This is a genomic window from Methylobacterium sp. OAE515, from assembly GCF_041806315.1.
Classification (GTDB): domain Bacteria; phylum Pseudomonadota; class Alphaproteobacteria; order Rhizobiales; family Beijerinckiaceae; genus Methylobacterium; species Methylobacterium tardum.
The window spans coordinates 1,500,154-1,527,146 of sequence record NZ_JBGMUV010000001.1 but is presented as its reverse complement, the minus strand read 5'-3'; the positions used below and the strand labels follow the sequence as shown (position 1 = coordinate 1,527,146).

Below are 26,993 nucleotides of genomic sequence, written 5' to 3'. Positions count from 1 at the left end.
GTAATGCGGCGATGCGCGTGTAAAGAGCCGAGCCGGCGGTCGCACATCGTCGCGTCCCTGTCGGCCCTGTCGTTGACGGTCGCGCTGTGCGGATGCAGCCAGCCGCTGCTCGTGTTCCGCGGCGAGGTCGCCGAGGCGCCGCGGGTGGTCGAGGAGCCCGTCGTCACCGGCAGCATCGAGAAGCGCCCCATGAGCTTCGGGGACGATCTCGCCGAGGAGGATTGGCGCCGCGCCCGCGCGGCCTTGGGCGTCGCGCTGGACCCACAGGGCAATGGGCGTCCGGTGAAGTGGGACAATCCCGAGACCGGCCTGCACGGGACCGTCAATCCGACCGGACTGCCCTACGTCGCCGAGGACCTGATCTGCCGCAACTTCCTCGCCTCGGTAGTCGCGCCGGGCCGGAGCCGGTTCGTGCGCGGCACCGGCTGCAAGCCGTCGGGCGGCCAATGGACGCTCAAGCGCGTCCGGACCGCGACGAAGACCGAGCGTTCCTGAGAGCCAGGGATGCCGGGCCCTCGCGGGAGGACCCGGCGGGATCCGTCAGAAGCGCCTCAATACGGGTAGCCGTAATACGGCCGCATGCGCAGGCGCGGCTGGGCGGCCGGCGGGGCGGCGTAGCGGGCCGCGGCCTCCGGATCGTAGGCCCGGATGTACGGGTCGAGGGCGGGATCGCGGTAATTGCCGTTGTTGACCCCCGCCGAGCGGTCATTGCCGCTGAGCGCCGCGTAGGGCGAGAGCCCGCTGCCGCTGTCACCGCCACCGCCGCCACCCCCGAAGGCGAAGGCCCCACCCGGGACGGCGGCGAGGAGCATCGCCGCGAACGGCACCGCCAGCGTCTTGCGCATCATGTCGTGTCTCCACATCACGTCTTCGATAGCGAACGGCCAAGCCGAACGGGGGGTTCCCGGGCTGGGCGCCGACGACCGCGCGACACGGTATCACGCTGCTGTAACGGGGATTTACCAGAGCGGAGAAAACCCGACCCTTTTCGATGATGTCAGCAGAAATCCGTCCGCATGGCAGGCTTGTACCGGTAGACTCCCAGCCCCTCTTGCTTGATCGTGCCGTCGAGCAACAGATTTCGAGCCTGCAGCGACCGTATCGGCGGTGTCGGCGGGCGCTTTCAGGATCCCGGTCGCCGTGAACATCGTTACGAAAACCGGGGTGTCGGGGGCGAGGCTTCCCTGCTGATGGAGCGGACGATCGGCGGCACGGATCGGCCTCAAGCCGGCGGCGGCCGGGCTCCGGCCCATCCGGAGACGCGGATCCCCGAATCCTGCCCCATCGTGCGGGTGGTCACCGTGCGGCTCAACCGCAGGTCTCTGCGCGGCTGGCACATCCGCCTCCTCGACCAGCTCGGGCAGCGACCCGACCGCCGGATCCGGATCGCCTGGACCGAGGATGCGGGCGGCCTGCCGCCGAACGCGGAGCTGCTGTTCCGGCTGGAAGCCGCGATCCACGGGTTGCCGCGGCCCGGCCTGGCGACCGCGGCCGAGCCGGTCGCCCTCGCGTCCTACGAGGCCGGCCCCGGAGCGGCCGACGGCGAGATCGTCCTCGACCTGTCGGAAACCCCCGCGGATCCGGCCCAAGCCGCGACGTGGCGGCTCGATTTCGACGGGGTGCCCGGCGAGGCGGGCCTTCTCGCCGCCCTGTTCGGAAAGCGCGCGCCGGTGGCGGCCCTGCGCGGGCCGGACGGCGCTCCGGTGGCGGTTGGGCGCCTCGGCGCGGAATCGCACACCGTAATGCTGGCCGCCTTCGAGGATTACCTTGCGCGGACCATCACGCTGATCGTGGCCGCCCTCGACGGCGCGCGCGCGACCCGGCTTCCCGACGGGACCGAGGCGCCGCTGCAGCCCGGTAGCCCCTTCGACCTCGGCGGCCTCGGGGTCGGCCGGCGCGCCGCCGAGGGGCTCGCCCGGCAGATTGCCCGCAGGCTCTACGCCCTCTGCTTCCACCGGCCGCAATGGCGGGTCGGCTGGCGCCGGCTCGCCGGCCCCGACCTCATCGACCTGCGCCATCACCCGGAGGGCGGCTGGATCGACCTGCCCGACGACGGGCGCCGCTTCTATGCCGACCCCTTCGCCATCGCCCGGGACGGGGACGTGACCCTGTTCGTCGAGGAGTTCGACTATCGCCGCGGCAAGGGGGTGATCTCGGCGGTGCGCTTCGCGGCCGACGGCCCGCAGGGGCGGCCGGAGCCGGTCCTGGAACTCGAGACCCACCTCTCCTACCCGTTCGTGTTCGAGGCGGACGGGCAGGTCTGGATGATCCCGGAATCCCACGCCTCGGGGACGATCGACCTCTACCGGGCCACCGCCTTCCCGCGCGGCTGGGTCCACGAGCGGGTTCTGGTGGACGGGGTCGTGGCGAGCGATGCGACGCTGCTGCATCACGGCGGCCGCTGGTGGCTGTTCGCCACGGTCCGGGCCGGCGGGGGCAGCTACTCCGACACCCTGCATCTCTGGCACGCGCTGGATTTCCGCGGTCCCTGGATCCCGCACCGGCGCAACCCGGTGCTGATCGATGTCGGCTCGGCCCGCGCGGCCGGCGCGATCGTGGAACGGGACGGCGCCCTGATCAGGCCGGTCCAGGATTGCCGCGGCGGCTACGGCGCGGCGCTCGGCCTGGCCCGGATCCTGCGCCTCGACGAGGGCGGCTACGCGCAGCACGTCGAGACGCGCCTCGAGCCCGGGGCCGCCTGGCCCGGCTCGCGCCTGCACATGCTGAGCGCGGCCGGCGGATTCGAGTTCATCGACGGCTCGCGGCGGGCCCGCCCGCGCCTTCTGGGCTGATCGCGCGGCACGCAGAAGCCCCGTTGGTGCCGAACGGCACCCGCGCACGGCTCGCATCGCGGCGCCGCGCGCGCTAAGCGGGTGCTCCACGCGCGCGAAGCTTAGAAGAACCGCCAGGACGATCTTCATGGCGAGCCCCGTCGAACATGCGAGCTTCCTGCCGCCGGTCCTGACCTTCCTGTCGGCGGCCGTGATCGGCGTGCCGGTGTTCCGGCTGATCGGCCAGAGCGCCGTGCTCGGCTACCTCGTGGCCGGCGTGCTGATCGGGCCGTCCGGCCTGTCGCTGATCGCCGAGCCGGACACCGCCGCCAGCGTCGCCGAGATCGGCGTGGTGCTGCTGCTCTTCATCGTCGGCCTGGAACTGCACCTGTCGCAGCTCGTCTCGATGCGCCGCGACATCTTCGGGCTCGGCGCCGCGCAGCTCGTGGTTTGCGCGCTGGTGCTGGGCGGTGCCGGCGTGCTGGCCGGCCTCGCTCTCGGCGCCGCCGCGGTGATCGGCCTCGCCCTGGCGCTCTCGGCCACCGCGGTGGCGCTGCAACTCCTGGAGGAGCGGGGCGACCTCGGCAGCGCCTATGGCGGCCGCGCCTTCGCGGTGCTGCTGTTCCAAGATCTGTCGGTGGTCGGCATCCTGGCGCTGATGCCGCTGCTGGCCTCGGCGGGCGAGGCGACCGACGCGTCGTGGCTCGGCGAGGCCGCCGCCTCGACCGGCAAGGCGCTCGCCGCGATCCTCACGGTGGTGCTGGTCGGCCGCTACGGCCTCAACCCGTTCTTCCGGCTGCTGGCCGCGAGCGGCGCCCGCGAGGTGATGACTGCCGCAGCGCTGCTGGTGGTGCTCGGCACGGCGCTGCTGATGGAGCAGGTTGGCCTGTCCATGGCCATGGGCGCGTTCCTTGCCGGCATCCTGCTCGCCGAGTCGAATTTCCGCCACCAGCTCGAGGCCGACATCGAGCCGTTCCGCGGCATGCTGCTCGGCCTGTTCTTCATGAGCGTCGGCATGTCGATCGACGGCGCCCTTGTGCGCGAGGTCTGGCCGGCCCTGTTCGGCGCGACGCTGGCGGCGATCCTCGTCAAGGTCGCGCTGGTGGCGGGCCTGTTCCGGCTGTTCGGCTCGGATACGCTCGGAGCTTTGCGCGGCGCCGCCGTCCTGGCGCCCGCGGGCGAGTTCGCCTTCGTGCTTCTCCCGCAGGCCGAGGAACTCGGGCTCACCGGCGCCAAGGCGACGCGTTTCGCTGTGGCGCTGGCCGCGCTGACCATGCTGATCGGGCCGATCGCCGCGAAGGGCCTCGACAAGCTGATCGAGCGGCGCAACGCGCGGACCACGCACGACCTTGAGGAGCCCGCGTCCGAACTCGCCGAGAGCGGCGACGCCCGGGTGCTGGTGATCGGCTTCGGGCGGTTCGGGCAGGTGCTGACGCAGGTACTGCTGGCCGAGGGCATCCCCGTCACGGTGATCGACAAGGACGTGGAGCAGTTGCGCGCCGCCACGCGCTTCGGCTTCCGCATTTATTACGGCGACGGCACGCGGCTCGACGTGCTCCGGGCCGCCGGGATCGGGCGGGTCGAGCTGGTCTGCATCTGCGCCGACGACCGTGAGGGCGCCCTCAAGATCGTCGACATCGTGCACGAGGAATTCGCCAGCGTGCGCACCTTCGTGCGCGCCTACGACCGCCTGCACGCGGTCGAGCTGATGAACCGGGACGTGGATTACCAGATCCGCGAGACCTCCGAATCCGCCCTCGCCTTCGGTCGGGCGGCCCTGGAGGGCCTCGGGCTGTCGCCGGAGGCGGCCGCGGCGCGGGCCGACGATGTGCGCAAGCGCGACATCGCCCGCCTCGTGCTGCAGCAGGCCGGCGCCCTGCCGGACGGGTCCAGCTGGATGCGCGGGGCCGCGGCCGGCCTCAAGCCCGAGCCGCTGACCGTTCCCGTGCGGCCCGCCCGGGCCCTCAGCACCGAGACCCGCGACCTCGTGGGCAGCGACCGGCGCGAGGCGGCCGAGCGGCTCCTGGAGAAACCCGCCCTCGCCCCGCAGGAGACCGATGGTGCGGACGCCGAGGGCGATCCGGACGCGGAACTGGAGTCCGAAGGCAGCGCCCGGGATGCGTGACGGCGCGGATGTCTGACGGGGCCCCCGCGGCCGGGACGGGCCGCTTCGTCACGGGCTCGATCCTCCGGCACGTGATCGTGATGGCCGCGACCGGCTCGGTCGGGCTGATGGCGATCTTCGTCGTCGACCTGCTGTCGCTGTTCTACGTCTCGCGGCTCGGCGACCCGAACCTGACGGCCGCGGTCGGTTTCGCGGGAATCGTGCAGTTCTTCGCCACGGCGGTGAATATCGGCCTGATGATCGCCGCCGGGGCGCTGGTCGGAAAAGCGGTCGGCGCGCGCGACCCGGTGGCGGCGCGCCGCTTCGCGACGTCCGCGCTGGTGCTCGGCAGCGTCGTCTCCGCCCTGATCGCGGTGCTGATTGTCGCGCTCGCCGACCCGCTCCTCGCCCTGATCGGCGCCAGCGGCGAGGTCCTGAGCATAGCGCGCCTGTTCCTGCACATTACCCTGCCGTCAAACGTGCTGCTCGCCGCCGGCATGCTGTTCACCGGCTTGCTGCGCGCGGTCGGCGAGGCTCGGCAGGCGATGCTGGTCACCCTGGCGGGCGCGGTGATCACGGCCTTCCTCGATCCGCTGCTGATCTTCGGGGCCGGCCTCGGCGTGGAGGGCGCGGCGATCACGGTCTGCGTGGCGCGGGCCACCTTCGTTGCGGTCGGAATCCGCGGCGTTGCCGGCCATGGGCTTCTCGGGCGGCCGCGCCTCGCCGACCTGCCCTCCGATGCCGCCGCCCTGTCGACGGTCGCGGGACCGGCCATCCTCACCAACCTCGCGCCGTCGGTGGCGAGCGCCTTCCTGGCACGCCTCTTTGCCGGCTACGGGGCCGACGCGGTCGCGGCCGCGTCGGTGATCGATCGCCTGACGCCGGTGGCCTTCGGCGGCCTGTTCGCTCTCTCGGGGGCAATCGGTCCGATCCTGGCGCAGAACTGGGGCGCGGGCCGGTTCGACCGGATGCGCGGCGTCCTGCGGGACTCGGTCCGAGTGACGCTGGCCTACGTGACGGTGGTCTGGCTCGTCCTGGCGCTCGCCCGCGGCTGGCTGGCGGCCCTGTTCGGCCTGCACGGGGTCGCGGCCGAGTTGTTCGGCTTCTTCTGCCTCGTCGGCGGCGCGATCTGGTTCTTCAACGGGCTGCTGTTCCTCGGCAACGCCGCCTTCAACAATCTCGGCTTTCCCTTACGCTCGACGCTGCTGAACTGGGGGCGGGCGACGCTCGGCACCATCCCACCCGCGATGCTCGGCGCGTCGCTCTTCGGACCCCGGGGCGTGGTGGCCGGCATGGGGCTCGGCTCGCTGGTCTTCGGGGTGCTCGGCATCCTGCTCGCCCGTCGCACGGTCGATCGGCTGGAGGGGGGCGGTCCGCGCCGGCGCGAACCTCAAAGCGCGGCAGAGGCGTCCCAGCGGGCGGCGCCGCTGCCGCCGGGCCACGCCCATCCCGAGCCGTTGAGCTGAGGGCGCGGGGGCCGGACACAGGTTTCGCGGGTCAGAACTGGTATTTCCCTGCGCAAACGGTCACGATGCCCTGTCCCGGCCGGTCCGACCGGGGCAGGATCGAGGCCTCATGTTCAACCCGCTCGAGATGTTCCAGGCGCAGGGCGAGGCCGGGATTCAGGCCATGGCCCAGCAATTCGGTCTGACGACCGAGCAGACGGCCCGCGCCTTCCAGGCGCTGATGCCGGCCCTGACGCTCGGCCTCCAGCGCAGCGTCGGCATGGACCCGAGCAGCTTCACCCGGATGTTCGGCCTGCCCGAGGCGGCTCGGCCCGCGGCACCGCAGGGGCTCGAGGCGCTTGGCCAGATGTTCGGCTCGGCGCAGCTCATGCAGGCCGTGCTGCAACAGGCCTCGGCCACGAGCGGCGTCGGCGCCCAGGTCCTGCGCCAGATGCTGCCGATGATGGCGGGCGCCGTGGTGGCGAGCATCGTGCACGTGATGCTCAACCAGCCGCAGGCCGCCCCCGTCCACGCCCAGCCGAGCGCGCCGCCCCCGCCCGTGCCGTTCCCGTTCGGTCCGGCCTGGGCCGAGATGGCGAAGGCGTTCCTGCCCGCGGCGGCGGCGCCCGCTCCGAAGCCAGCCCCCAAGCCTCCCGAGGTCAAGGCGGGCGAGGCCGGCTCCGACATGCTCCACCAGATGCTCCGCACCGGCGCGGAGGTCCAGGGCAACAACATCCGGGCGATGCAGGAGCTGTTCGAGACCTTCTGGCCCTCGACCGGCGCGACGGCCGGCGCGGCGCCCCAGGGCGGCCCGCCCGCTTCCCCATCCCCCGATCCGGCGGCGCCCAAGCCCCGGCGCGGGCGGCCGTCCGGCGGGACCGGTTGACGCGGGGACGCGGCCTCAGGGTGCCGTTGACCCGATGGGTCCGGACAGCATGTCCTGTCGCGCAGGAGATCCGAGGATGACCGACCACCTGACCGCCTGGGCCGAGTGCGCGGAGAGCGTCGCCGAGAACGGCGTTGCCAAGCGCACGATTCCGGGCGCGGGCGCGAGCCTCGTGCGCGTGGCGGTGCCGGCGGGCATCTCGGCCTCGCGCCACAGCCACGCGCACGAGCAGTTCGTGCAGGTCATCTCGGGATCGGGCGTCTTGGAGACCGAGCAGGGCCGCAAGCCGTTCTCCGCCGGCAGCGTGTTCCACTTCCCCGCCGAGACCTGGCATGCCGCGATGTTCGAGACCGAGACCGTGCTGATCGAGACGAACCTCTCGGCGCAGGGCTGACAGAGATCCGGAGACCGGCTTCCGGATCGGCCCTCCGCCGGGCGGAGTGCTGCCGGATGAAGCCTCTTCCCGCACGAGGCTGGTCAAGGCTTCGTGGGCGGAGCGCATCGCATCCTCGGCGGCGATCAAGCTGCCCCCCTGTGGATCGGAGGCGATGCCGCCCAATCGGTTCACGCGGGCGGCGACCGCCATCCAGGCAACGGCGCAGCCCGGAAACGTGGAGACGTAGAACGCAGGGACGCAAGCCCATGCCCCCGAAATCGATCTCCGGGTAAGTTTCCGTCAGGTCAGAAAGGGGAATGACCGAGCACTCGAACCCGACCTCGCCGCCTTCCCAGGTTGCCGGCATGTACCCGTCCACGGCAGTCCGGAACATCCGACGGTCCGGACAAACCCAACCTGCGGCAAATTATTCTTTGTGCGCGCCCAAAATGCCTGTGCTTGGCCTGAACGCGTCGCGCGTGTAGGAATCCCACCTTCAACGCCCGCCCGTGCACGCCGACGAAAGGCCGGGCATCGCCCCTACCAGAACAGAGGCTGACCATGAGCGCCGGTACCGCCGCCGACAAGCACTTCTCCAACAGCTTCTTCGCCGCCCCGCTGACCGAGGCCGATCCCGAGATCGCCGAGGCGGTGGCCAAGGAGCTCGGCCGCCAGCAGCACGAGATCGAGCTGATCGCCTCGGAGAACATCGTCTCCCGCGCCGTACTGGAGGCGCAGGGCTCGGTGCTGACCAACAAGTACGCCGAGGGCTATCCGGGCCGGCGTTACTACGGCGGCTGCCAGTTCGTGGACATCGCCGAGGACCTCGCCATCGAGCGCGCCAAGCGCCTGTTCGATTGCGGCTTTGCCAACGTGCAGCCGAACTCGGGCTCCCAGGCCAACCAGGGCGTGTTCCTGGCGCTAATGCAGCCCGGCGACACGTTCCTCGGCCTCGATCTCGCCGCGGGTGGCCACCTGACACACGGCGCCCCGCCGAACGTCTCGGGCAAGTGGTTCAAGCCGGTCTCCTACACGGTGCGCCGTGACGACCAGCGGATCGACATGGAGCAGGTCGCCCAGCTCGCGCAGGAGCACAAGCCGAAGGTGATCATCGCCGGCGGCTCGGGCTACCCGCGCCATTGGGACTTCGCCAAGTTCCGCGAGATCGCCGACTCGGTCGGCGCCTACTTCATGGTCGACGCCGCCCACTTCGCTGGTCTGATCGCGGCGGGCGTGCATCCGTCGCCGTTCCCGCACGCCCATGTGGTCACCACCACGACCCACAAGACGCTCCGCGGCCCGCGCGGCGGCATGATCCTGACGAACGACGAGGCGCTCGCCAAGAAGTTCAACTCGGCGATCTTCCCCGGCCTCCAGGGCGGCCCGCTGATGCACGTCATCGCCGGCAAGGCCGTGGCCTTCGGCGAGGCGCTCAAGCCCGAGTTCAAGATCTACGCCCGCCAGGTGGTCGAGAACGCCAAGGCGCTCGCCGACACGCTGATCTCGGGCGGCTACGACATCACTTCGGGCGGCACCGACAACCACCTGATGCTGGTCGACCTGCAGCGGAAGGGCCTGACCGGCAAGGCGGCGGAAGCCGCGCTGTCGCGGGCCGACATCACCTGCAACAAGAATGGCGTGCCGTTCGACCCGCAGAAGCCGACCATCACGTCGGGCATCCGGCTCGGCACCCCGGCCGGCACCTCCCGCGGCTTCGGAGTCGCCGAGTTCAAGCAGATCGGCGGCTTCATCGTCGAGGTGCTGGACGGGCTCACCGCCAAGGGCGAGGCGGGTGACAGCGCGGTCGAGGCCGACGTCAAGCGCCGCGTCCATGCACTGACGGATCGGTTCCCGATCTACGGCTGAGGCCCAAGCGGGGCCCGAGCGGGGCGGCCTTCCGGCCCGCCCCCGAGTGGATTAGGAAACGGCCGCGGACCCAACCGGTCCGCGGCCGTTTCCATGCCCGAGTGCGAAACCCATGCGGTGTCCTTATTGCGGCGGCTCCGAGACCCAGGTGAAGGACTCGCGGCCCTCCGAGGACGGCGCCGCGATCCGGCGCCGCCGGGTCTGTCCCGACTGCGCCGGCCGCTTCACCACCTTCGAGCGGGTGCAGCTGCGCGAGGTCGTGGTGCTGAAGCGCTCCGGCAAGCGTGTCCCCTTCGACCGGGACAAGCTCCAGCGCTCGATCGACGTGGCTCTGCGCAAGCGGGCCGTCGATCCCGAGCGGATCGAGCGGCTGGTCAGCGGCATCACCCGGCAGCTCGAGAGTGCGGGCGAGCCGGAGGTGACCTCCGAGGCGATCGGCGAACTGGTGATGGCGGGGCTCAAAGGTCTCGACGATGTCGCCTACGTGCGCTTCGCCTCGGTCTACAAGAATTTCCGCGAGGCCAAGGATTTCGAGGACCTGCTCGGCACGCTGAGCGACGGCACCCTGGTGCCGGCGGCCCCGCCCGGGCCTGAGGTCGAGCCGGAGCCCGAAGCATCGGGACGCCGCCGCGCCGGCCGCTCATGAGCGACGACACGAACTTCATGCGCCTCGCCCTGGCGCTGGGCCAACGCGGGCTCGGCACCACTTGGCCGAACCCGTCGGTCGGCGCCGTCGTGGTCGAACCCGGGACGGGGCGGATCCTCGGGACGGGGGCGACGGCACCGGGCGGGCGCCCGCACGGCGAGCCTCTGGCGCTCGCCGCCGCGGGCGACGCTGCCCGCGGCGCGACCCTCTACGTCACCCTGGAGCCGTGCTCGCATCACGGCCGCACGCCGCCCTGCACCGACGCGATCCTGACTTCGGGGATCGCCCGGGTGGTCAGCGCGATCGAGGATCCGGACCCGCGCGTGGCGGGCCGCGGCCACGCCTTGCTGCGGGCCGGCGGCGTCACGGTCGAGACCGGGCTGTTGCGGGACGCGGCGGGGCGCGACCATGTCGGCCATATCACCCGGGTGACACGCGGCCGGCCGGCCCTGCACCTGAAGCTCGCCCGCACCCGCGACGGCTTCTGCGCGGCCGCCGGGCCGGAGCGCCTGCGGATCACCGGGCCGGTGGCGGACGGGGCGGTCCATCTCTGGCGGGCCCATGCGGACGCGATCCTGATCGGCATCGGCACTGCTCGGGCCGACGACCCGTCGCTGACCGTGCGGCTGCCGGGGCTGGCGGCGCGCTCGCCCCTACGGATCGTACTCGACACACATCTGCGGCTCTCCCCGGCCAGCGTGCTCGCCCGGACGGCCCGCGACACGCCGACCCTGGTGCTCACCACCCGCTCGGCCCCGGCCCATGCGCGGCGCGCCCTGGAGGCCCTGGGCGTCGAGGTCGCGGCCGTGCCGGCGGACGCGGCCGGTGGGATCGATCTCCCGGCAGCTTTGGCGCATCTCGGCGAGCGTGGCCTGACGCGCCTGTGCAGCGAGGGCGGCCCCCGCCTTGCGGAGGCGCTGGCGCGGGCCGATCTGATCGATGCCTGCACGCTGGTCACCGGGCCGGTGGAACTGGGGCCAGCGGGCGGCCTGCCGGCGCTGGGGCCGGTCCTGGCGGAGGCGCTGGCGAGCGACCGCTTCCGCGAGGGCGAGCGGTCGCAGCTCGGGCCCGACGCGGCCGTGACCTACGAACGCAACAGGACGTAAGCGATGTTCACGGGGTTGGTCAGCGCCATCGGCACGGTTGTCTCGATCGCGGGCGAGGGCGACCTGCGCCGGATCGCGATCCGCGCCTCCTACGACCCGGCGACGATCGCGCTCGGCGCCTCGATCGCCTGCGCGGGCCCGTGCCTCACGGCGGTGGCGGTGGAGCCGGCCGAGGGCGGCTGTGTCTTCGCGGTGGACGCCGCCGCCGAGACCCTGGCGCGCACCACTGTGGGCTCCTGGGTCGCGGGCACGCGGATCAACCTCGAACGCTCGCTGAAGATCGGCGACGAGCTCGGCGGCCATCTAGTCACCGGCCACGTCGATGGCCTCGCCGAGATCGTGGAACGCGAGTCCGTCACGGCCGACGCCTGGGGTGCCAGCGAGCGCTTCACCCTGCGGGCGCCTTGGAACCTGGCCAAGTTCATCGCCGAGAAGGGCTCGGTCTGCCTCGACGGGACCTCGCTCACGGTGAATTCGGTCCGGGACGACCTGTTCTCGGTGCTGCTGATCCCCCACACGCTGCAGGTCACCACCTGGGGCGAGCGGCGCGCGGGAGATCGGCTCAACCTGGAGGTCGACCTGATCGCCCGCTACGCCGCTCGGCTCAGCGAGGCGCGAGCCGGCTGATCCGAAAGCCTTCGTCATTGCAAGCGGAGCGAAGCAATCCCGCAGCGCTGGGTTGCTTCGCTCCGCTCGCAATGACGGCTCGAAGCCTCATCAGCGCGGCGGGATCGAGTAGGTGCCGGTGGCGTGGCAGACCAGGTCCGGGCTGCCGGCGGCGGTGATCAGCACTTCACCGACGGCCAGCCGCCGGCCGAGCTTGAGTAGCCGGCATTCCGCCACGAGATCCCCCGAAGCGGGCTTGCGCAGGAAGTTGAAGCTCAGGCTCGTCGTCACGGCGAGCGCCACCGGGCCGATATTGGCGAGGATCGCCGCATAGAGGGCGTAGTCGGCGAGCGCCATCATGGCCGGCCCCGACACGGTCGCGCCGGGGCGCAGGAAGCGCTCGTGGGCCTCCAGCCGCATCCGCGCCGAGAGCGGGCCAACCTCTTCAAGATGGTAGGCGCGCCCGCCCGCCTGCATCTGCGGGAATTCGCGATCAAGGAAGTCGCTGGTCTCGGCGAGGGTCAGGATCGTGGCGCTCATGCGTGTTTGCAGCATGGGCGGAGATGTGGGGCAACCGGCCTGATCCCGCCTGTCCCCTCATCCTGAGGTGCCGGAGCGCAGCGCAGGTCTCGAAGGAAGTCTCCAGGGATCGCGAGCCTGGCTGGAGGTCTCCTTCGAGGCCCGCTATCGCGGGCACCTCAGGATGAGGGTGTCGGGTTGGAACACCGGTTCTGCCAACCCGCTCAGAAAAAGATCGGCCGCGCGCTGGCTGTGATCTCGCCCAGCACCGTGCCGGTGGCCGGCTCGACCTCCCTGAGCACCACGTCGTAGCCCCAGAGGTCGGCGAGGTGCTGCAGCACGCGCTTGGCATCGTCCTTCTGCAGGGTGATCTTGTTGATCGCCTTATGATGCAGGATCAGGCGCCGGTCGCCCTCAAGATCCACATCCACCACCTCGATATCCGGGTCGAGCCACGCCACGTCGTACTGGCGGGCGAAGGCCCGGCGCAGCTTGCGGTAGCCGCGCTCGTCGTGGATCGCCTCCACCCGCAGCTCCGGCTCCTCGGGGTCATCGACCACGTGGAACAGGCGCAGGTCGCGCATCAGCTTGGGCGACAGGAACTGCTGGATGAAGCTCTCGTCCCGGTAATTTTCCCAGCAATCGCGCAGCACCGCCATGGCGTCGCCGGTGCCGGCGATGTCGGGGAACCACGCCCGATCCTCCTCCGTCGGCTGCTCGGTGATGCGGGCGATGTCCTGCATCATCGCGAAGCCGATCGCGTAGGGATTATGGCCGCCATAGGAGCGGTCGTCGTAGTTCGGTTGCCGGATGACGTTGGTGTGCGACTGGAGGAACTCCAGGTAGGCCGCCTCAGTGATCTGTCCGGATTCCGAAAGGGCGTTCATGATCCGGTAGTGGCAGTAGGTGGCGCAGCCCTCGTTCATCACCTTGGTCTGGCGCTGCGGGTAGAAATACTGGGCCACCAGGCGGACGATCCGCAGGATCTCCCGCTGCCAGGGGCGTAGACGGGGCGCGGCCTTCTCCAGGAAGTACAGGATATTCTCCTGCGGCAGTTCGAGCAGCGCCTTGCGCCGCTCGGCGGCCGCGTCCGGACGCGCCGTGCCGATCTTCTGCGGCAGGGTCCGCCAGAGGTCGTTGTAGATCTGCTCGCCGTGCTCGATCCGCTCGCGCTCCCGACGCTGCTCGGAGGCGAGGTCCGGCCGCTTCTTGCGCGGGTAGCGGTGGACGCCCTGGCTCATCAGCGCGTGCGCGGCGTCGAGCACCTGCTCCACGGCTTGGTGGCCGTAGCGCTCCTCGCAGCGGCTGATAAAGCCTTTCGCGAAATCCAGGTAGTCCAGAATACCTTCAGCGTCGGTCCATTGCCTAAACAAATAATTGTTCTTGAAGAAGTGGTTGTGGCCGAACGCGGCGTGGGCGATGACCAGCGTCTGCATGGTCGCCGTGTTCTCCTCCATCACGTAGGAGATGCACGGGTCGGAGTTAATGACGATCTCGTAGGCGAGCCCCATCAGGCCGCGGCGGTAGCCAGCCTCGTGCTGGGCGAAGTGCTTGCCGAACGACCAGTGCTTGTAGAACAGCGGCATGCCGATCGACGCGTAGGCGTCGAGCATCTGCTCGGCCGTGATGATCTCGATCTGGTTCGGATACCAGGACAGGCCGAGCTGCGGCCCGGCCACCGCCTCGCAGGCGTCGTGGATCCGCCGGATCGTGTCGAAATCCCAGTCGTTGCCGGTGAACAGGGGTTTATCGACCTTGACGGCCGGCGCACGCACCGTGGATCGGCTGAGGCTGGTCACCATGAAACCCTCATCACATCCTCCCCTCCCCTTGTGGGGAGGGCCGGGGGTGGGGATGGTGCAAGAGGCACCGCGGCGATCAGACCTGAACCACCCCCACCCCTATCCCTCCCCACCAGGGGGGGAGGGACAAACTTACCCCTCCGCCTCCGCCCGCGCGTCCTTGCGGCCGAACAGCTCGCGGAAGACCGGGTAGATCTCCCGCCGATGGTTGACCTTGCGCATGGCGATCGGCCCGCCGGCCTTGGCGATCGCCTCGTAGGTCCGCCACAGGGTGGTGCGGTGCTCGACGAAGCCGGCGCGCGGGCCGTTCTCGTCGCCGACCTCCAGATAGGCGAAGTGCTGGCAGGCCGGCAGGATGTGCGACCGCAGCAGCTCCGTCGAGGTCGGCCCATCGGAGGAGACGTTGTCGCCGTCGGAGGCCTGGGCGGCGTAGATGTTCCAGTCGTTGGGATCGTAGCGCTCGGCGATGACGCGCTTCATCTCCACCAGCGCGGACGAGACCAACGTGCCGCCGGTCTCGCGAGAGCCGAAGAACGTCTCCTCGTCCACCTCGGTCGCCCGGTCGGTGTGGCGGATGAACACGATCTCGACGTGCCGGTAGCGGCGCGTCAGGAAGATGTGCAGCAGGATGTAGAACCTTTTGGCGAGGTCCTTCATGTGCTCGGTCATCGAGCCGGACACGTCCATCAGGCAGAACATCACCGCTTGCGCGATCGGCCGCGGATAGGGCTCGAATCGGCGGAACCGTAGGTCGATCGGGTCGACGTAGGGGATGCGCTTCGCGCGCTCGCGCAGCTTCAGGAGCGCCTGCTCCAGCTCCGGCCGCTCCGGGTCGCCCTCCGGCAGGGCGTCGAGCCGCGCCTCCAGGGCCGCGACCTCCTCGGGCTTCGGGCGCTTGAGGGCGATCCGCCGCGACATCGAGTTGCGCAGTGTGCGGGTGAGCGCGAGGTTCGCCGGCGAGCCCGTCACCGTGTAGCCCGCCCGGCGCAGCCCCTCCGTTTCCACCACCGCGAGGCGGCGCTTGGCGAGGTCGGGCAGCTCAAGGTCTTCGAGGAAGAGTTCCAGAAACTCCTCGCGGGTGAGCACGAAGCGGAACGCGTCCTCGCTGTTTTCGCCGCCCTCCCCGCCTTCTCCGGAGCCGCGCCCGCCGCCACCGCCCGGCGGACGCTCGATCGTGTCGCCCTCCACGTAGGTCTTGTTGCCGGGCAGGATGTGGTCCTGCAGGCCGGTGCCGGGCTGGCGGGAGAAGCGCGGCTCGCGCACGCCGTCCGCCGGCACACTGACCCGGCCGTCCTTGCCGAGATCCTTGATGTCCTTCTCGCGGGCGGATTCCCGCACGGCACGCTGAGCCACGTCCTTCACACGGCGCAGGAAGCGCTGGCGGTTGGGGAGGCTCTTGCCGCCCGGGTTCAAACGTCGGTCGACGATGTGCATCCGCTGCGAAAACCCTCGTCCGCGTGTGCCGGCCGGGTCCGGACCTTTATCGTACCATGCTGCGACCGGAGGTATGGATCCCTCTTTCGCAACTGGCCTGAGATCTTCACCGGCCGGTCGTCCGAAACTGTGGCGGCGGAGGGTTTAAACTTGGCCCGGCCGGATTGGACCCGGCCGGGCGCCCCGCGCCTCAGCCCGCCTGCTTCACCCGCATGTACCATTCCACCAGGCGGCGAACCTGCCGCTCGGTATAGCCGCGCGCGACCATGCGCTCGACGAACTCGCCGTGCTTCTTCTCAGTCTCGCCGTCCTTCTTGGAGCCGAAGGAGATCACCGGCAGCAGTTCCTCCACCTGGGAGAACATCCGCCGCTCGATCACCTCGCGCAGTTTTTCGTAAGAGGTCCAGCTCGGGTTGCGGCCGCCATGCTGGGCTCGGGAGCGCAGGGCGAACTTCACCACCTCGTTGCGGAAGTCCTTCGGGTTGGCGATGCCCGCCGGCTTCTCAATCTTGGTCAGCTCCTGGTTCAGGAGCTCGCGGTTCATCAGCTGGCCGGTCTCGGCGTCCTTGAAGTCCTGGTCCTCGATCCAGGCGTCGGCATAGTCGATGTACCGGTCGAACAGGTTCTGCCCGTAGTCGTGGTACGATTCGAGATAGGCCTTCTGGATCTCGTGGCCGATGAACTCCGCGTAGCGCGGAGCCAACTCGGTCTTGATGAATTCCAGGTACTTCTTCTCGGTCTCGGGCGGGAGTTGCTCGCGGCGCAGCGACTGCTCCAGCACGTACATCAGGTGCACCGGGTCGGCCGAGACCTCGGTAGTGTCGTGGTTGAAGGTCGCGGCCAGCACCTTGAAGGCGAAGCGGGTGGAGATCCCGTCCATGCCCTCGTCGACGCCGGCCGTGTCCTTGTATTCCTGCATCGAGCGGGCGCGGGGATCGACCTCGCGCAAGCTCTCGCCGTCATAGACCCGCATCTTCGAGAAGACGTTGGAATTGGCGTGCTCGCGCAGGCGGGAGAGCACCGAGAATCGGGCCAGCATCTCCAGCGTGCCGGGCGCACAGGCCGCGTCCGACAACTCCGAGCCGGAGATCAGCTTCTCGTAGATGTGCTGCTCCTCGGTCACGCGCAGGCAGTACGGGACCTTGATCACGTAGATCCGGTCGATGAAGGCCTCGTTGTTCTTGTTGGTCTTGAACGTCTGCCACTCGGCCTCGTTCGAGTGCGCCAGGATCACGCCCGTGAACGGGATCGCGCCGATATTCTCGGTGCCGACGTAGTTGCCCTCCTGCGTCGCGGTGAGCAGGGGGTGCAGCATCTTGATCGGCGCCTTGAACATCTCGACGAACTCGAGAATGCCCTGGTTCGCCCGGTTCAGGCCGCCCGAGTACGAGTAGGCGTCGGGATCGGCCTGCGACAGCGTCTCCAGCCGGCGGATGTCGACCTTGCCGACGAGCGAGGAAATGTCCTGGTTGTTCTCGTCGCCCGGCTCGGTCTTGGCGATGGCGATCTGGCGCAGGCGCGAGGGCCGGACCTTGATCACCTTGAAGCGCGAGATGTCGCCGTTGAACTCGTCGAGGCGCTTCAGCGCCCAGGGGCTCATCAAGCCGGTCAGCCGCCGGCGCGGGATGCCGTAGCGGCGCTGGATCTCCTCGCCCATCGTCTCGGGGTCGAACAACCCCAGCGGGCTCTCGAAAACCGGCGACACCTCGTCCCCAGCTTTGAGTACGTAGACGGGGTGAACCTCCATCAGGAGCTTCAGCCGCTCGGCCAGCGACGACTTACCGCCGCCCACCGGGCCCAGAAGGTAGAGGATCTGCTTGCGCTCCTCCAACCCTTGCGCGGCGTGGCGGAAGAACGAGACGATCCGCTCGATCGTCTCCTCCATCCCGTAGAACTCGCGGAAGGCCGGGTAGGTCCGGATCGTCCGGTTCATGAAGATCCGGCCGAGGCGCGAATCCTTGGATGTATCCACAAATTCGGGTTCGCCGATCGCCGCCAGGATGCGCTCGGCGGCCGAGGCGTACATCAGGGGCTCGTCGCGACAGGCCTCGAGGTACTCGGAGAGCGTCATCTCCGTGTCGCGGCGGGCCTCGTACCCTCGGGCGAAGCTCTGGAAAAGGTCGTTCGTCGCATGCATGGGCATTCGATAACCCTCTCAGACCGTGACAGCTTCATCCTGTCTCGGCTTGGATGCAACCGACAGGCCCGCTTTTGTCGCAGTGCGGCGAGCATGGTGCTCGGCATGTCGATTGCTTGCAACACCTACGGGTGCTGAGCGCGGCGCGGACGAGTCTCCGCGCCGTCTCGCGCCGCATGCCGGAAGCGGCAAAACAGGACCCGACCCGCGAACGGCCGACTCGGCTCACAAATCGGTGCCCTCTTTCTTGGACTCGTCGCCCGATTTGGCTGCCGCTGCTCCGACCGTGATCTTCACGGTCTGGGTCTGGACTTGTCCGTCGGAGCTCTTCACCTCGAACGTCACTTCGTCGGACCCGGTGAAACCGCTGTTGGGCTGGTAGAACAGCGCCTGCACCGCCGCTTCCTTGTTGGGGCAGCGATAGCTTGCCGGCGTCTTCAGCTTGCCGACCTTGGTGATGATCGAGCCGTTCTTCGGCGGCCCGGAAACCTTGAACTCGGGCATCGGCCCAGGAGAACAATCCTTCTTGAGGTTGGGCGCGATCTCAAGCCGCACCGACTTGCCGGGCGCGACCGTCTTGGTTCGGTTCGCCGTGGACTGGGCGAAAGCCGGCCCGGCGAGGGCCAGACTGCCCACGAGGAGCGCGGCGAACGGACGAAGGGCGATCATGGCAGCGTCTCTCCGGTGCCGACCCGGGGCCTGTCTCCGGAAACGCCGCCCGGTGCCCCGTTCATCGGTCGAGAACATGTGGGGACGCCGCGCACGAGCGTCGAGGGCTCGGCCGGTGGCTTAATTCTGCAGCGCCGCGGCCACGATCCCCGTGACCCGGGCGATCTGCGCGGCGTCGAGCTCTCCGGCCAGGGCGGCAGCGAGCCGCGCCTCGACCTGCGCGCGCTCCCCGGCATCCGCGATCGGCGTGGCGGGAATCTCGTCCTCGGCGAGACGGCACACGCGGCGGATCGCCTCCGCGGCCGAGAGCAGCTTCTCCCGATCGGTGGGTCCCATCTCCCAGAGCGGGTTGCGCAGGCGGCTGATCACGCGCTTCGCGTCGCGGTACTCCCGGTCGACGTTGGTGGCGGCCTCGATCTGGCTGACGAGGAACATCAGTTCCAGGACTTCGGACGCCGCTTCCGGGCAGGTGCGGACGATCCGCATGATGCGGGCCATCAGCTCCTGGCTGGGCGACAGCTTGGATTTGGGCACGGCCATGCGGGCGACAACGCGAGTTGTTGCCGGAAAGTTCGCCTGCCACGTGTATGATCGGCACCGGAGCGTCCGGGCGGATCCGCGGTGCCGGTCAGGTCTCCGCGCCGGGCATCTCGCGCAGGCCGTCGAGCAGGGCGCGGCAGGCGCGCAGCTCCTCCAGGACGTCCGCCAGGACCGAGCGGTCGGAGACCCCGAGCGGCTCGGTCCGGGCGCCCGCCTCGAACTCGGCCTCCGGGAACAACGGCTCGGCCGGCACGGCCTCGCCGCGGCCCACCGCCTGGACGAAACGGATGCCGTTCTCCTTGATCACCCGCTGCGCCCCCGCGATCGTGTAGCGCCGCACGTGCAGGAGATGGCGGATGCCGGCGACGAGCTCGACATCCTGGGGCCGGTAGTAGCGCCGTCCCCCAGCCCGCTTCACGGGGCGGATCTGCCCGAAGCGGGTCTCCCAAAAGCGCAGCACGTGCTGAGGCACGTCGAGTTCCTCGGCGACCTCGCTGATGGTGCGGAACGCGTGGGCGCTCTTCTCGCCGGTGACGGCCGGCGGTTCGTCGGTCTCTTCGGCGGCGAGGGCTGGCGGCATGGCTGTCGTACGGATCGGATGGAGACGGCACGATCTTGCCGGCTCGCAGAGCCGTACTCAAGCCTGACCAGCGCAGGAATTCCGCCGCGTTCCGGGACGGGACAGCGCGCGCGACAGGCCCTGCGCGGGCCCGCTTCGCCTCAATCGTCGTCGTGCTGATCCGCACCGTTGAGGCCGTTGATCTTGGCCTTGAGCACGTTCGACGGCTTGAACACCATGACTTGGCGGGGCTCGATCGCGACCTCCACTCCGGTCTTGGGATTGCGGCCGACGCGCTTGCCCTTGCTGCGCACCACGAAGGAGCCGAAGGAGGACAGCTTCACCGTCTCGCCGCTCGCCAGGCAGGTGCAGATCTCCGACAGCACGGTCTCGACGAGGGCGGCCGACTCGGTCCGCGACAGGCCCACCTGGTGGTAGACGGCCTCGCTCAAGTCGGCGCGCGTCACCGTCTTGCCTGCCATGCCGTGTCCCCTCGCCCGCATCGCTCGCCCCATGGCGCATGGCGCAGCACCCATGGCCGCACCGAACGCTGAAGGCGTATCCCTATGATCCGGCACGCTAATCGGCGCTCCGCCCCCGGTCAACCGCGCCGGCGCACCGAATTGTTTCGGGCGTGTCTCCGGATGCGTCACCAGCGGATCAGCGCGGCCCCCCAGCTGAAGCCGCCGCCGATCGCCTCGATCATCACCAGGTCGCCCGCGCGAATGCGGCCGTCCCGGCGCGCCACGTCGAGGGCCAGCGGGATCGAGGCCGCCGAGGTGTTGCCGTGGCGGTCCACGGTCAGCACGATCTTCTCCCGCGCGATGGCGAGCTTGTCGGCCGAGGCCTCGATGATCCGGCGGTTGGCCTGGTGGGGCACGAACCAGTCGAGTTCGTCCGCGGTGACGCCAGCCTGCGCGAAGGCCTCGACGATCACGTCGGTGACCTGCCCGACGGCGAACCGGAACACGTCGCGGCCCTCCATGCGCAGGCGCCCGGTGGTGCCGGTCGAACCGGGTCCGCCGTCGACGTAGAGCTTCTCGCGGTGCCGCCCGTCCGAGCGCAGGCTGGTGCTCAGGACTCCGCGGCCGTCCGCGTCCTCCCGCGCCTCCAGAACGACCGCCCCGGCCCCGTCGCCGAACAGGACGCAGGTGGTGCGGTCCTCCCAATCGACGATTCGCGAGAAGGTCTCGGCGCCGATCACCAGCGCCCGGCGGGCCGCCCCGGTGGTCAGGAATTTGTCGGCGGTCGAGACCGCGAACACGAAGCCGGCGCAGACGGCCTGCAGATCGAAGGCGGCGCCCTGGTGGATGCCAAGCGCGGCCTGGATCTGGGTCGCGGTGGACGGGAAGGTGTGGTCCGGCGTCGAGGTGGCGCAGATGACGAGATCGATGTCGTCCGCCGTCAGGCCGGCATCGTCCAGGGCGGCCTGGGCGGCCCGGGTGCCGAGCACCGAGGTGGTCTCGTCGGAATCCGCGATGTGCCGCTGGCGGATGCCGGTCCGCTGCACGATCCACTCGTCCGAGGTGTCCACCTGCTCGGCCAGGGCAGCGTTGGTCACCACGCGCGCGGGCAGGCACGATCCGGTTCCGACCACCATCGAGCGCAGGGCTGGGACGCGCCGATTCTGCTCGGGGTCTGTACGGAGGGTTGCCATCATTGTCCTTCCCGGGCAGCGCGGGTTCACACCCTTCCGGTGTGTCGCCGTGGACGCCCGATTTCCATCCTGTCCGCCAATAGGCCTAGGCCGGCACCGGCCGTTCAGGCCGGCGCCAGGGCCGCCGTCTGGTCGAGCCTCTCGCGGATCGTGCGGATCATGTCGTGACGCGCCATGTCGTGCGCCAGATCGATGGCGGCCGCGAAACCCTGCGCGTTCTCCGAGCCGTGGCTCTTGATGACGATGCCCTCCAGGCCGAGGAACACGCCGCCATTGGCCCGGCTCGGGTTCATCTTGTCGCGGAGGGCGCGGAACGCCTGCCGGGCGAAGAGGGCGCCGATCTTGGCCGCCAGCGTCCGCGTCATGGCCGCACGCAGATAGCTGCCGATCTGCTTGGCCGTGCCCTCGGCGGTCTTGAGGGCGATGTTGCCGGTGAAGCCCTCGGTCACGACCACGTCGACCGTGCCCCGGCCGAGATCCGTGCCCTCCACGAAGCCGTGATAGCTGAGGCCGGGGCTCTCCATCTCGCGCAGGATCCGGGCCGCCTCTTTGACGGCCTCGTTGCCCTTCATCTCCTCGGTGCCGACGTTGAGCAGGCCGACAGTCGGCCGGTCGAGGTCGAACACGATGCGGGCCATGGCTGAACCCATCACGGCCATCTCGACGAGGTGCTCGGCATCCGTCCCGATGGTGGCGCCGACATCGAGCACGATGCTCTCGCCGCGCACGGTCGGCCACAGACACGCGATGGCCGGGCGCTCGATGCCCGACATGGTCTTCAGGCAGATCTTCGACATCGCCATCAGGGCGCCGGTGTTGCCGGCCGAGACGCAGGCATCTGCCTGACCGTCGCGCACCGCCTGGATCGCCTGCCACATGGACGACTTGCCCCGGCCCTGGCGCACCGCCTGGCTCGGCTTGTCGTCCATGGCGACGGCCACGCTGGTGTGGCGGATCTCGACGCAATCCTTGAGGCGGGGCTCCTTGGCGACCAGCGGTGCGATCACCGCCTCGTCGCCGAACATCAGGAAGGTGGTGCCGGGATGGCGCTCGCGGGCGAGGGCCGCGCCGGGCACGACCGTGGAGGGCCCGTGGTCGCCGCCCATGGCGTCGAGCGAGATGCACACGCGTTGAGACATGTCGTTCAGGCGGGTCGCGGGGTCTCGGCGGGAAAAGCGGTGGACAGGGACGAGATAGCCCTGTCGGGCGCGGCGGACCATAGCGATACCGGGCCGGCGGGCAAATGAATTCGGGCAGCACGCGCCAGGTCGCCGCCATGTGGTGGCGTAACCGCTCGGGGCCCGGGACTGCCAGGACGGTCGGAATATCCTCCGTCATTCCAGAGCCGCACAGCAGAGCCCGGAATCCAGACGCGCTGTCGGTGCAAGATCTTGACGCGTCGGCGTGTCTGGATTCCGGGCTTGCCTACGACGCCCCGGAAAGACGGCGCGTCCGTGACGTCATGGCGTCGCGCGGCGGGCAGGCGATCGATGCCGCGCGGTGCGCGGGCGTCGGTGCTCAACCCTCGCCGTCGCGAAGCTTGCGCAGCCCGGCCAGGGGGCCTGCGTCCTCGCCCACCACCACGGGCTCGAAGCTGATGCCGGGCTTGCGGGGATAGGGGTCCAGCCCCAGCGCCAGGAACTCCGCGGTGAGCGCGCCGAAATCGATGCGGCCGCCGACGAGCGGGTCGGGGATGTCGGCGTCCTCGGCATCGGTGCCGGCGAGCCGGTCGGTGTCGGTGAACACGACCTCGACCGGTTCGCGCACCGGGGCCTCGAACGATTCGAGGCTGACGGTGCAGACCTGCGTCACGATGGCCTCCACGGTGCCCGTCACCGTGATCCGGCTGGTCGAACCCTGGATCTCGAACCGCCCGACCAGGTCGCGGATGGCGGGGATCCCGAAATCGGCCGCGAGGGCCGCGCACTCGGCCGGGCTCGCCTCCACGGTGGCGCTGCCGTGTCCCTGGGGCAGGCGCTCGACATTCACCCAGCGCGAGAGCGGGCCGCTGGCCTGGCTGCTGTCCCGGGTCATGCGCGGTCTCCTGCTCTGTCCTCGTTGGGCGCGAAAGGTGGCGCGAAGCCGTCCGGCTTCGGGAAGGGCGGGCCATCGCCGAGCAGCCCGTCGAGGTCAACCGCGGCCAGAGCCGCGTCGACCGCCTGAACGTAGGCGGCGAGGCCCGTCCCGTCCCCCTGCCCGCCGAGCACGTTGCGGACGAGGACAGCGCGCAGCGCCGCCGTGTCGCCCGCGTCGAGGGCGGCGTCGTAGCCCGTGGCCCGGCCGTAGAAGGCGGCGCCGAGCTTCTTCATCCGCTTGGACACGCCCATGTCGCCGACGCCCAGTTCGCGCAGGGACGCGTCGAGCTGGGTGAAGACCGAATTCACGAGATCCTGCGCCACCTCGGCGGCCGGCGCCGGCAGCCGGCTCAGCCGGCGCAGGACCAGGATCGCGTGGAGGCACAGGGCCTCGAACCGGCCCTCGACGGTGTCGGGGACGCCGAGACGCGTGTACAGGCCCGGCTGGCGTGCGGCCATGCTCAGGGTAAGGTGCAGCCCCTCGACGGCACGGCGGCGTGCGTTCGCGCGGCGGAACAGCCCGGCGATCATGGGCACCCCAGCGGGACAAATCGGACGGCGCCGCACCCGGCACGGATGTCGGCTGCCTGTGGCCAAGCTTGCCTTGTCAAAGCCATAACCCCGCGGTACGGCAACCCACGCCCAGGGCGCAAGCGCCGTCGGAATCCCGTGCCGGCGGCCTCGGTTGCGTCCCGTCCGTCCACACGCTCTCTGGGGGCCCGATGCGGCGCCGTCTCGTCCAGTCCTTCGCGCGCCTCGCCCTGCTCGGCCTTGCGGGAGCCGGCCTGTCCGGCTGCATCGGCGAGGAGCTGCGCCACGGCTATCAGGTCGATCAGGCGGCGCTCGCCACGATCAAGCCCGGCATGAGCCCCGAGCAGGTGCTGCAGATCCTCGGCACGCCCTCGACGGTCTCCACGGTGGGCAACAAGTCCTGGTACTACATCTCCCAGAACACCCGCCGGACGATCATGTTCATGGGCGAGCAGGTCGAGGACCAGAAGGTCACGGCGGTCTACTTCAGCCCCGGCTTCAAGGTCGAGCGCGTGGCGCTCTACGGTCTCCAGGACGGCCGGGTGTTCGACTTCATCGAGCGCACCACGCCGACGAGCGGCGCCGACCGGGCCTTCCTCAGCCAGCTGTTCCGCGGCCTGACCCGCTACGAGCCGTTCGGCAGCGGCAACGGCGCCAGCGTCGTGCCGGGCGCGAACCGCGGCCTCTGAACAACGGCGCCCGCCGCAAGGCGGGCGATCTCCGCGGGTTCTGAAAACACGTATTCGGGTCCGAGCGCCGCGAGCGCCCGCGGATCGGTGTAGCCCCAGGCCACGGCGCCGAACGGGCAGCCGAGGGCGCGCGCCGCCTCCAGATCCCGGATCTCGTCGCCGATGCAGAGCGCCCGGTCCGCGGCAATCCCGGTCCGCGCGAGCAGCGCCTTCAGCCGACGCGCCTTGCCGAAGATCGAGGCCCTGCAGGCGTAGGCGTCGATGCGGGCGGCGTTGCCCGGCCCGAGCACGCGGCGGACGGTTTCCCGGCGGTTCGACGACAGGATCGCCAGCGGCACGCCCGCCTCGGCGATCTCGGCCAGCATCGCGGTGACGCCGGGGAACAGTGCGATCCGTGCGGCGTCGCGCGCGGCCAGGGCGTGCATGTGTCGGGCGATGAGCGGCAATTTCCAGCGGGGGATGCCGAGATGGGCCACGATCGCCCGGGCGCCCTGCAGCCGCAGCTCCTCGACCTCATGCGCCTCGACGCGCCGGAACCGGTAGCGGTCGGCCACGCCGTTCAGGACCGAGCAGAACCAGTCGAAGCTGTCGGCCAGTGTGCCGTCGAAATCGAGGACGATGAGGCCAAGCCCGCGCGCGGGCTCCCGGGCCATCTCAGGTCCGCAGGTTCTCGAGCGGGACGCTGAGGCGCAGCAGCAGCCCGCCCGGCGCCCAGTCGTGCTCCAGCACGCCGTCGAGCTGGCCGGCGACGCTGCGCTCGGCCAGCACCGTGCCGAAACCCTTGCGGGACGGCGCGCCGACGACCGGGGGGCCACCCGCCTCCTGCCATGTCAGCGTGTAGCGGTCCGCTTCCCGGCGCCCCATCAGCGAGACCCCGCCCGCCTTGGTGGAGAGGCCGCCATATTTCATCGCGTTGGTCGCCTGCTCGTGCATGATCAGCGCGAGGGCGGTGGCGGTGCGCTCGCCGATCTCGGCATCGTCGCCGGAGATCGCCACCCGGGCGCGGCCGCCCTCCTCGTAGGCGGCCATGATCAGGCGCATGAGCCCCAGCACCGTCTGGCCCGCCACCGCGGGGGCGCTGTCGGGGGAGTGCGGCCGGACATATTCGTGGGCCCGCGCCAGGGCGCCGAGCCGGTCCCGGAAGGCGGCCGCGAAGGGCTTGGCGGCCGGATCGCTGCGCGCGGTCAGCGCGGCCAGCCCGCCGACCACCGCGAAGATGTTCTTGATCCGGTGCGACAGTTCGCGGATCAGCAGGTCACGTGCCTCCTCGGCGCGCTTGGCCTCGCGCAGGTCGCGGGTGACGGTGGCGTAGCCGACCTCGGCTCCGGTCGGGTCGCGTACCGGGAAGATGTTGTACAGGACCGCCACCGGCTCGCCGCTGACGAAGTGCCGGAACGCCAGCTCGCCCTCCCAGAAGCCGTTCCGGCGGACCGCCGGCATCACGGTCTCGGCCAGCACCCGGCGGCTGTCGTCCGTGAAGAAATCGGGAATCCTGCGCCGGCGCGCGGCGGCGAGGTCGGGCAGTCCGACCAGGGCCAGGGCCGCCTCGTTGAGGTGGGTGATCTCACCCTCGAGGGTGCAGAGGCCGATGAAGTCCTTCGAGGTCTCCACGATGGCGGCGAGCTGGCGCGCCTCGGCCTCGGCGCGCTTCAGGTCGTCGATGTCGGTGCAGGTCCCGAACCAGCGCTCGATCCGCCCCTCCGCGTCGCGGATCGGCATGGCGCGGCCCAGCGTCCAGCGATAGGCGCCGTCGCGGTGGCGCAGACGGTACTCGATCTCGTAGGGCTCGCCGGTCTCCAGCGAGTGGCGCCAGCGTGTCCAGGCCCGTTCCTGATCCTCGGGATGGAACACGTCGTTCCAGCCCTCGCCATCGGTGGAGCCGTAGGGCACGCCGGTGAACTCGTACCAGCGGTCGTTGTAATAGTCGTGGAACCCGTCCGGCTGCGTGGTCCAGACCATCTGGGGCATTGCCGCGGTCATCACCCGGAAGCGACGCTCGCTCGCGGCGATCTCCGCCTCGCGGGCCGCGACCTTGGCGAGGGTCCGGCGGTGCTCCAGCAGGCTCGAGATCTGGCGCGCCAGGGCGAGCAGCGTGGCGGTCTGCTCCGAATCGAGACCCTTCGGCCGGGCGACGCGGTCCAGCACGCAGAGGGCGCCGAGAGGGATGCCCTGCCCGCCCCGGATCACCGCGCCGGCGTAGAACCGGAACTCTTCCGGCCCGGTCACCAGCGGGTTCTCGACGGTCCGCGGATCGGTGGTGAGGTCCGGGATGACGAGCATCTCGCCCGCCTCGATCGTGTAGGCGCAGACCGAGCAGTTGATCGGGAGCTCGCGCTTGCCGAGCCCGACCTCGGACTTGAACCATTGCCGCTGGGCATCGACCAGGCTGACGAGGGCGACCGGCGCCCGGCAGACATAGGCGGCGACGCGCACCAGATCGTCGTAGAGCGGCTCGGGCTCCGAATCGAGGATCGCGAGGTCGCGCAGTTCCGCGATCCGGGCCGAGGCGCTCCAGCGCGCGTCGGTCGGTTCGGAAGCCGCGAGCGCGTGAGGTGCCGGCACATCCATGGTCCCG

26 protein-coding genes are annotated in these 26,993 nt (G+C 70.3%); 11 read left to right on the top strand and 15 right to left on the bottom strand.

Annotation, left to right across the window (positions count from 1 at the left end):
- Positions 1 to 3: 3 nt before the first annotated feature.
- Positions 4 to 495, top strand: coding sequence for an RT0821/Lpp0805 family surface protein (locus tag ABIE45_RS07540; protein ID WP_192706140.1), 492 nt, complete (start codon positions 4 to 6; stop codon positions 493 to 495).
- A gap of 56 nt (positions 496 to 551) precedes the next feature.
- On the opposite strand, the gene ABIE45_RS07535 is transcribed toward ABIE45_RS07540, so the two are convergent.
- Positions 552 to 848, bottom strand: coding sequence for a hypothetical protein (locus tag ABIE45_RS07535; RefSeq protein WP_192706139.1), 297 nt, complete (start codon positions 846 to 848; stop codon positions 552 to 554).
- Between the two features lie 342 nt (positions 849 to 1,190).
- Here ABIE45_RS07535 and ABIE45_RS07530 point away from each other — a divergent pair, with 342 nt between their 5' ends.
- From ABIE45_RS07530 to ABIE45_RS07490, 9 genes are all read left to right on the top strand, one after another.
- Positions 1,191 to 2,792 (top strand): formyl transferase, encoded by a 1,602-nt coding sequence (locus tag ABIE45_RS07530; protein WP_192706138.1) that lies wholly within the window; start codon positions 1,191 to 1,193, stop codon positions 2,790 to 2,792.
- A gap of 127 nt (positions 2,793 to 2,919) precedes the next feature.
- On the top strand, positions 2,920 to 4,896 hold the full coding sequence (locus ABIE45_RS07525; RefSeq protein ID WP_192706137.1) for a monovalent cation:proton antiporter-2 (CPA2) family protein: 1,977 nt from the start codon (positions 2,920 to 2,922) through the stop codon (positions 4,894 to 4,896).
- An 8-nt stretch (positions 4,897 to 4,904) separates the two neighbouring features.
- Positions 4,905 to 6,341: an MATE family efflux transporter gene (locus ABIE45_RS07520; RefSeq protein ID WP_192706136.1), complete on the top strand. Its 1,437-nt coding sequence runs from the start codon at positions 4,905 to 4,907 to the stop codon at positions 6,339 to 6,341.
- A gap of 109 nt (positions 6,342 to 6,450) precedes the next feature.
- Positions 6,451 to 7,206: a DUF937 domain-containing protein gene (locus tag ABIE45_RS07515; protein ID WP_192706135.1), complete on the top strand. Its 756-nt coding sequence runs from the start codon at positions 6,451 to 6,453 to the stop codon at positions 7,204 to 7,206.
- Positions 7,207 to 7,282: 76 nt separating this feature from the next.
- Positions 7,283 to 7,600: a cupin domain-containing protein gene (locus ABIE45_RS07510; protein ID WP_192706134.1), complete on the top strand. Its 318-nt coding sequence runs from the start codon at positions 7,283 to 7,285 to the stop codon at positions 7,598 to 7,600.
- Positions 7,601 to 8,143: 543 nt separating this feature from the next.
- Complete coding sequence (glyA, locus tag ABIE45_RS07505) at positions 8,144 to 9,448, top strand: serine hydroxymethyltransferase (RefSeq protein ID WP_192706133.1); 1,305 nt, start codon at positions 8,144 to 8,146, stop codon at positions 9,446 to 9,448.
- Between the two features lie 112 nt (positions 9,449 to 9,560).
- On the top strand, positions 9,561 to 10,094 hold the full coding sequence (gene nrdR, locus ABIE45_RS07500; protein WP_192706132.1) for a transcriptional regulator NrdR: 534 nt from the start codon (positions 9,561 to 9,563) through the stop codon (positions 10,092 to 10,094).
- Positions 10,091 to 11,200 (top strand): bifunctional diaminohydroxyphosphoribosylaminopyrimidine deaminase/5-amino-6-(5-phosphoribosylamino)uracil reductase RibD, encoded by a 1,110-nt coding sequence (gene ribD, locus ABIE45_RS07495; protein ID WP_192706131.1) that lies wholly within the window; start codon positions 10,091 to 10,093, stop codon positions 11,198 to 11,200. Before nrdR ends, ribD begins: the two co-directional genes overlap by 4 nt.
- A gap of 3 nt (positions 11,201 to 11,203) precedes the next feature.
- Entirely contained in the window at positions 11,204 to 11,827 is a 624-nt protein-coding gene (locus ABIE45_RS07490; protein WP_192706130.1) for a riboflavin synthase, read from the top strand.
- Between the two features lie 90 nt (positions 11,828 to 11,917).
- Here the strand turns inward: ABIE45_RS07490 and ABIE45_RS07485 are convergent, their stop codons facing one another.
- The 12 genes from ABIE45_RS07485 to ABIE45_RS07430 form a co-directional block, all read right to left on the bottom strand.
- A complete protein-coding gene (locus tag ABIE45_RS07485) occupies positions 11,918 to 12,346 on the bottom strand; it encodes a PaaI family thioesterase (RefSeq protein ID WP_192706129.1) in 429 nt (142 codons plus the stop codon).
- A 203-nt stretch (positions 12,347 to 12,549) separates the two neighbouring features.
- The gene (locus tag ABIE45_RS07480) at positions 12,550 to 14,127 is read right to left on the bottom strand and encodes a SpoVR family protein (protein WP_192706128.1); all 1,578 of its coding nucleotides are present in this window, start codon (positions 14,125 to 14,127) and stop codon (positions 12,550 to 12,552) included.
- 132 nt (positions 14,128 to 14,259) lie between these two features.
- A complete protein-coding gene (locus ABIE45_RS07475) occupies positions 14,260 to 15,561 on the bottom strand; it encodes a YeaH/YhbH family protein (protein WP_192706127.1) in 1,302 nt (433 codons plus the stop codon).
- 190 nt (positions 15,562 to 15,751) lie between these two features.
- On the bottom strand, positions 15,752 to 17,704 hold the full coding sequence (locus tag ABIE45_RS07470; protein WP_192706126.1) for a PrkA family serine protein kinase: 1,953 nt from the start codon (positions 17,702 to 17,704) through the stop codon (positions 15,752 to 15,754).
- Positions 17,705 to 17,923: 219 nt separating this feature from the next.
- The gene (locus tag ABIE45_RS07465) at positions 17,924 to 18,367 is read right to left on the bottom strand and encodes an Ig-like domain-containing protein (RefSeq protein ID WP_192706125.1); all 444 of its coding nucleotides are present in this window, start codon (positions 18,365 to 18,367) and stop codon (positions 17,924 to 17,926) included.
- Positions 18,368 to 18,487: 120 nt separating this feature from the next.
- The gene (locus ABIE45_RS07460; protein ID WP_192706124.1) at positions 18,488 to 18,907 is read right to left on the bottom strand and encodes a hypothetical protein; all 420 of its coding nucleotides are present in this window, start codon (positions 18,905 to 18,907) and stop codon (positions 18,488 to 18,490) included.
- A gap of 88 nt (positions 18,908 to 18,995) precedes the next feature.
- Positions 18,996 to 19,487 (bottom strand): MerR family transcriptional regulator, encoded by a 492-nt coding sequence (locus ABIE45_RS07455; RefSeq protein WP_192706123.1) that lies wholly within the window; start codon positions 19,485 to 19,487, stop codon positions 18,996 to 18,998.
- A 140-nt stretch (positions 19,488 to 19,627) separates the two neighbouring features.
- Positions 19,628 to 19,948 (bottom strand): integration host factor subunit alpha, encoded by a 321-nt coding sequence (locus ABIE45_RS07450; RefSeq protein WP_192706122.1) that lies wholly within the window; start codon positions 19,946 to 19,948, stop codon positions 19,628 to 19,630.
- 167 nt (positions 19,949 to 20,115) lie between these two features.
- Positions 20,116 to 21,123 (bottom strand): beta-ketoacyl-ACP synthase III, encoded by a 1,008-nt coding sequence (locus ABIE45_RS07445; protein WP_192706121.1) that lies wholly within the window; start codon positions 21,121 to 21,123, stop codon positions 20,116 to 20,118.
- A gap of 104 nt (positions 21,124 to 21,227) precedes the next feature.
- Entirely contained in the window at positions 21,228 to 22,262 is a 1,035-nt protein-coding gene (plsX, locus tag ABIE45_RS07440) for a phosphate acyltransferase PlsX (protein WP_192706120.1), read from the bottom strand.
- Positions 22,263 to 22,641: 379 nt separating this feature from the next.
- Positions 22,642 to 23,157, bottom strand: a complete 516-nt coding sequence (locus ABIE45_RS07435) for a YceD family protein (protein ID WP_192706119.1) — start codon at positions 23,155 to 23,157, stop codon at positions 22,642 to 22,644.
- A complete protein-coding gene (locus ABIE45_RS07430) occupies positions 23,154 to 23,729 on the bottom strand; it encodes a ubiquinol-cytochrome C chaperone family protein (protein WP_192707306.1) in 576 nt (191 codons plus the stop codon). Before ABIE45_RS07430 ends, ABIE45_RS07435 begins: the two co-directional genes overlap by 4 nt.
- A gap of 191 nt (positions 23,730 to 23,920) precedes the next feature.
- Here ABIE45_RS07430 and ABIE45_RS07425 point away from each other — a divergent pair, with 191 nt between their 5' ends.
- Complete coding sequence (locus ABIE45_RS07425; RefSeq protein ID WP_192706118.1) at positions 23,921 to 24,418, top strand: outer membrane protein assembly factor BamE; 498 nt, start codon at positions 23,921 to 23,923, stop codon at positions 24,416 to 24,418.
- Here ABIE45_RS07425 and ABIE45_RS07420 read toward each other — a convergent pair.
- Positions 24,355 to 25,071 (bottom strand): HAD hydrolase-like protein, encoded by a 717-nt coding sequence (locus ABIE45_RS07420; protein WP_192706117.1) that lies wholly within the window; start codon positions 25,069 to 25,071, stop codon positions 24,355 to 24,357. The two genes, ABIE45_RS07425 and ABIE45_RS07420, sit on opposite strands and share 64 nt — an antisense overlap.
- 1 nt (position 25,072) lies before the next feature.
- A complete protein-coding gene (locus ABIE45_RS07415; protein ID WP_192706116.1) occupies positions 25,073 to 26,986 on the bottom strand; it encodes a PAS domain S-box protein in 1,914 nt (637 codons plus the stop codon).
- Between the last annotated feature and the right edge of the window lie 7 nt (positions 26,987 to 26,993).

Bases quoted from the DNA above. Each gene is read 5' to 3' on its own strand.
- ABIE45_RS07540 (WP_192706140.1), top strand. From the start codon at position 4: ATGCGGCGATGCGCGTGTAAAGAGCCGAGCCGGCGGTCGCACATCGTC.
- ABIE45_RS07535 (WP_192706139.1), bottom strand. From the start codon at position 848: ATGATGCGCAAGACGCTGGCGGTGCCGTTCGCGGCGATGCTCCTCGCC.
- ABIE45_RS07530 (WP_192706138.1), top strand. From the start codon at position 1,191: ATGGAGCGGACGATCGGCGGCACGGATCGGCCTCAAGCCGGCGGCGGC.
- ABIE45_RS07525 (WP_192706137.1), top strand. From the start codon at position 2,920: ATGGCGAGCCCCGTCGAACATGCGAGCTTCCTGCCGCCGGTCCTGACC.
- ABIE45_RS07520 (WP_192706136.1), top strand. From the start codon at position 4,905: ATGTCTGACGGGGCCCCCGCGGCCGGGACGGGCCGCTTCGTCACGGGC.
- ABIE45_RS07515 (WP_192706135.1), top strand. From the start codon at position 6,451: ATGTTCAACCCGCTCGAGATGTTCCAGGCGCAGGGCGAGGCCGGGATT.
- ABIE45_RS07510 (WP_192706134.1), top strand. From the start codon at position 7,283: ATGACCGACCACCTGACCGCCTGGGCCGAGTGCGCGGAGAGCGTCGCC.
- glyA (WP_192706133.1), top strand. From the start codon at position 8,144: ATGAGCGCCGGTACCGCCGCCGACAAGCACTTCTCCAACAGCTTCTTC.
- nrdR (WP_192706132.1), top strand. From the start codon at position 9,561: ATGCGGTGTCCTTATTGCGGCGGCTCCGAGACCCAGGTGAAGGACTCG.
- ribD (WP_192706131.1), top strand. From the start codon at position 10,091: ATGAGCGACGACACGAACTTCATGCGCCTCGCCCTGGCGCTGGGCCAA.
- ABIE45_RS07490 (WP_192706130.1), top strand. From the start codon at position 11,204: ATGTTCACGGGGTTGGTCAGCGCCATCGGCACGGTTGTCTCGATCGCG.
- ABIE45_RS07485 (WP_192706129.1), bottom strand. From the start codon at position 12,346: ATGAGCGCCACGATCCTGACCCTCGCCGAGACCAGCGACTTCCTTGAT.
- ABIE45_RS07480 (WP_192706128.1), bottom strand. From the start codon at position 14,127: ATGGTGACCAGCCTCAGCCGATCCACGGTGCGTGCGCCGGCCGTCAAG.
- ABIE45_RS07475 (WP_192706127.1), bottom strand. From the start codon at position 15,561: ATGCACATCGTCGACCGACGTTTGAACCCGGGCGGCAAGAGCCTCCCC.
- ABIE45_RS07470 (WP_192706126.1), bottom strand. From the start codon at position 17,704: ATGCCCATGCATGCGACGAACGACCTTTTCCAGAGCTTCGCCCGAGGG.
- ABIE45_RS07465 (WP_192706125.1), bottom strand. From the start codon at position 18,367: ATGATCGCCCTTCGTCCGTTCGCCGCGCTCCTCGTGGGCAGTCTGGCC.
- ABIE45_RS07460 (WP_192706124.1), bottom strand. From the start codon at position 18,907: ATGGCCGTGCCCAAATCCAAGCTGTCGCCCAGCCAGGAGCTGATGGCC.
- ABIE45_RS07455 (WP_192706123.1), bottom strand. From the start codon at position 19,487: ATGCCGCCAGCCCTCGCCGCCGAAGAGACCGACGAACCGCCGGCCGTC.
- ABIE45_RS07450 (WP_192706122.1), bottom strand. From the start codon at position 19,948: ATGGCAGGCAAGACGGTGACGCGCGCCGACTTGAGCGAGGCCGTCTAC.
- ABIE45_RS07445 (WP_192706121.1), bottom strand. From the start codon at position 21,123: ATGGCAACCCTCCGTACAGACCCCGAGCAGAATCGGCGCGTCCCAGCC.
- plsX (WP_192706120.1), bottom strand. From the start codon at position 22,262: ATGTCTCAACGCGTGTGCATCTCGCTCGACGCCATGGGCGGCGACCAC.
- ABIE45_RS07435 (WP_192706119.1), bottom strand. From the start codon at position 23,157: ATGACCCGGGACAGCAGCCAGGCCAGCGGCCCGCTCTCGCGCTGGGTG.
- ABIE45_RS07430 (WP_192707306.1), bottom strand. From the start codon at position 23,729: ATGATCGCCGGGCTGTTCCGCCGCGCGAACGCACGCCGCCGTGCCGTC.
- ABIE45_RS07425 (WP_192706118.1), top strand. From the start codon at position 23,921: ATGCGGCGCCGTCTCGTCCAGTCCTTCGCGCGCCTCGCCCTGCTCGGC.
- ABIE45_RS07420 (WP_192706117.1), bottom strand. From the start codon at position 25,071: ATGGCCCGGGAGCCCGCGCGCGGGCTTGGCCTCATCGTCCTCGATTTC.
- ABIE45_RS07415 (WP_192706116.1), bottom strand. From the start codon at position 26,986: ATGGATGTGCCGGCACCTCACGCGCTCGCGGCTTCCGAACCGACCGAC.